General features: G+C 74.0%; 1 protein-coding gene. It reads left to right on the top strand.

Going from position 1 to position 3,892, the window contains the following annotated elements; all coding sequences use genetic code 11:
- Nucleotides 1–3,892, top strand: a 3,892-nt coding sequence (locus tag IE207_RS32745) for a type I polyketide synthase (protein WP_190187969.1), incomplete at both ends; no start/stop codon positions are given.

Here is a 3,892-nt window from a genome sequence, read left to right as displayed (position 1 = left end):
CCCGCCAGGTGCCCGTCGACTACGCCTCCCACTCGGCTCACGTCGAGCGGATCGAAGCCGAGCTGCTGGAGGTGCTGGGACCGATCCGGCCGCAGCGTCCGACGGTTCCGTTCTACTCGACGGTCACGGGCGGGCTGCTGTCGGAGCCGGTCCTGGACGCCGCCTACTGGTACCGGAACCTGCGTCAGCCCGTCCGCTTCGAGGAGACGATTCGCTCCCTGGTCGCCAAGGGCTTCGGCACGTTCGTCGAGTCCAGCGCCCACCCGGTGCTGACCATGGGGATCCAGGAGACCGCCGATGTCCTGGCGGGTGGCTCGCTGCGTCGTGACGAAGGCGGCTTGGAACGCTTCCTCATCTCCGCTGCCGAGTTGTTCGTGCGGGGTGTGGATGTCGACTGGTCGGCTCTGTTCGAGGGCACGGGTGCCCGGCTGGTGGATTTGCCGACGTATCCGTTCCAGCGCGCCCACTACTGGCTGGAGCCGTCCGCCCCCGCCACCACCCCGGCCGCTCCTGCCGGTGTTGATTCCTGGCGGTACCGGCCCACCTGGAAGGGCCTGGCCGGCGGTTCGGCGGCTCGGTTGGACGGCCGGTGGCTCATCGTCGTCCCGCAGGGTCTGGACCCCGACCTGGTCGAGGCTGCCGAGGCCGCGTTGACCCGTCACGGCGCTCGCACCGAGCGGCTGGCCATCGACCCGGCCACCGCCACCCGCACCGCGCTCTCCGCCCGACTCGCCGCCCACCGCGACGACGCCCCCACCGGAATCCTCTCCCTCTTCTCCCTCCTGTCTTCGCCCGAGGCGCTCCCCGCGACGCTCGCGCTCGTCCAGGCCGCTCAGGACGCCGCCCCCGGCTCCGCCCGCGTCTGGGCCCTGACCCGCGAGGCCGTCGCCGTGTCCCCCGGCGAGCTCCCGGTCGACATCGGCGCCCAGGTGTGGGCCTTCGCCCGGGTCGCCGCCCTCGAACTGCCCGCCCTCTGGGGCGGTGTCGTAGACCTCCCCGACCTGCCCGACGCCCGCGCCTGGGACCGGCTGGCCGCGGCCCTCGCCCGTACCGACGGCGAGGACCAGGTGGCCGTCCGTGCCTCCGGGACGTACGGGCGCCGCATCAGCCGTGCCACCGCTGCCGCCGCGACCGCCGTTGCCGCAGCGGACGGCAGTCGCTGGCGCGCCCGAGGCACCGTACTGGTCACCGGCGGCACCGGCGCGCTCGGCGCCCACGTCGCACGCTGGCTCGTACGCAACGGGGCCGAGCACCTCGTCCTCACCAGCCGGCGCGGCCCCGACGCGCCCGGGGCGCTCGAACTGGCCGCCGAACTGCGTGCCCTGGGCGCCGACGTCACCCTCGCGGCCTGTGACGTCTCCGACCGCACCGCGCTCGACGCGCTCCTAGAGGCCCACCCGCCGACCGCCGTCTTCCACACCGCCGGCGTCCTCAACGACGGCGTGATCGGCACGATCTCCGGCGACAGCTTCCGCGAGATCGCCGCCCCCAAGGCCGACGCGGGGCGCCACCTGCACGAACTCACCCGCGCGCGGGGGCTCGTACTCGACGCGTTCGTCCTCTTCTCCTCCGTCACCGGCACCTGGGGCAACGGGGGCCAGGCCGCCTACGCCGCCGCCAATGCCTCGCTCGACGTCCTCGCCGAGCAGCGGAAGGCCGAAGGCCTGCCCGCCACCTCCATCGCCTGGGGCCTGTGGGGCGGGCGCGGCATGGCCGAAGGCGCGGGGGAGGAGAGCCTGGGACGCCGCGGCATCAAGGCGATGGACCCCGAGGAAGGCATCGAAGCCCTGCACCGGGCGCTCGACCAAGGGGACGTCTGCGTCACCGTGGTCGACGTCGACTGGGCGGAGTTCGCTCCTCGCACCGCCGCCCTTCGCCCCGGCCACGTCTTCGACACGGTGCCCGAGGCCCGGCGCGCCCTGGAGGAGGAGCGCGGGCGTGCCACTGCGGCCTCCGCCGCCGGACCCGCCGACGGACTGGCCCGGCGGCTCGCCGGACTCCCCGAAGCCGAACGCGGCCGCGTCCTCGTGGAACTGGTCCGCACCGAGGCCGCCGCCGTCCTGCGGCACCCCGGAACCGACGCCATCCGGCCCGACCGGGCCTTCAAGGACGCCGGCTTCGACTCCCTCACCGCCCTCGAACTGCGCAACCGCCTCGCCCGGGCCACCGGGCTCAACCTGCCCGCCACCGTCGTCTTCGACCGGCCCAACCCGTCGGTGCTCGCCGCCCACCTGCTCGGCACCCTCCTGGGCGCCGACGCCGTGGCCGCGCCGGTCACGGCTCCTGCCGCCGTTGCCCCTGCCCACGCAGACGAGGACGATCCCGTCGTCATCGTCGGCATGGCCTGCCGCTTCCCCGGCGGCGCCGACAGCCCGGAAGCGCTGTGGGACCTGGTCATGGACGAGCGGGACGTGATCGGGGCCGCGCCCGCGGACCGCGGTTGGAACCTGGACGACGTCTACGAACCCGACCCCGAAGCCGGCCGCCGCGGTACGACGTACGTCCGTGAAGGCGGCTTCCTGCACGAGGCCGCCGAGTTCGACGCCGACTTCTTCGGGATCTCACCCCGCGAGGCCCTGGTCATGGACCCGCAGCAGCGGCTCCTGCTGGAAACCTCCTGGGAGGCCCTCGAACGGGCCGGCATCGACCCCCGCTCCCTGCGCGGAACCCGCACCGGCGTCTACGCGGGCCTCACCCACCAGGAATACGCCTCCAGGCTCCACGAGGCATCGCAGGAGCACGAGGGACACCTGCTCACCGGAAAGTCGGCGAGCGTCGTGTCCGGCCGCATCTCCTACGTGCTGGGACTGGAAGGCCCCTCCCTCTCCGTCGACACGGCCTGCTCCTCCTCGCTGGTCGCCCTGCACCTGGCCGCACAGGCAGTCAGGGCCGGTGAATGCGACCTCGCCCTGGCGGGCGGTGTCACCGTCATGGCGGCACCCGGTCTCTTCGTGGAGTTCTCCCGCCAGCGCGGCCTCGCCGCCGACGGCCGCAGCAAGGCCTTCGCCGACGCCGCCGACGGCACCAGCTGGGCCGAAGGCGCCGGCATGCTCCTCCTGGAGCGGCTCTCGGACGCCCGGCGCAACGGGCACCCCGTACTCGCCGTCATCCGGGGCGACGCCGTCAACCAGGACGGCGCCAGCAACGGCCTCACCGCACCCAACGGCCCGTCCCAGGAACGCGTCATCGCCCAGGCACTGGCCAACGCCGGTCTCGGGGCCGAGGACGTCGACGTCGTGGAGGCGCACGGCACGGGCACCCGGCTGGGCGACCCCATCGAGGCGCAGGCCCTGCTCGCCACCTACGGCCGGCGCCCCGCCGAACGGCCGCTGTGGCTCGGCTCGCTCAAGTCCAACATCGGCCACCCGCAGGCCGCCGCCGGGGTGGGCGGCGTCATCAAGATGGTGATGGCGCTCAGGCACGGCATGCTGCCGAAGACCCTGCACGTCGACGCGCCGTCCTCGAAGGTGGACTGGAGCGCGGGCACCGTGTCGCTGCTCACCGAGACCCGGAAGTGGCCCGAAGGCGACCGGCCCCGGCGCGCGGGCGTCTCGGCGTTCGGCGTCAGCGGGACCAACGCCCACGTGATCCTGGAGCAGGCCCCGGCCGCCGAAGCGGTAGTCGAAGCAGCGGCCGAAGCGGCGGTGCGCGAGCTGCCCGTCGTACCGCTGGTGGTGTCGGCGAGGACGGCCGCCGGGCTGCACGAGCAGTCCGAACGGCTGCGCAAGAGCATGGAGCGGGACGACACCCAGCTGCTGGACGCCGGGTTCACCCTCGCCACGGGCCGGTCGGTGTTCGAGCACCGGCGGGTCTTCCTCGGTGACACGACCGTCGACGGGGTGGCCGTGCCCGGTGGCCGTCGGGTGCTGGTGTTCCCGGGGCAGGGGACGCA

The organism is Streptomyces cirratus (assembly GCF_014650775.1).
Lineage (GTDB): Bacteria > Actinomycetota > Actinomycetes > Streptomycetales > Streptomycetaceae > Streptomyces > Streptomyces cirratus.
This window is presented reverse-complemented; position numbering and strand designations above follow the sequence as displayed.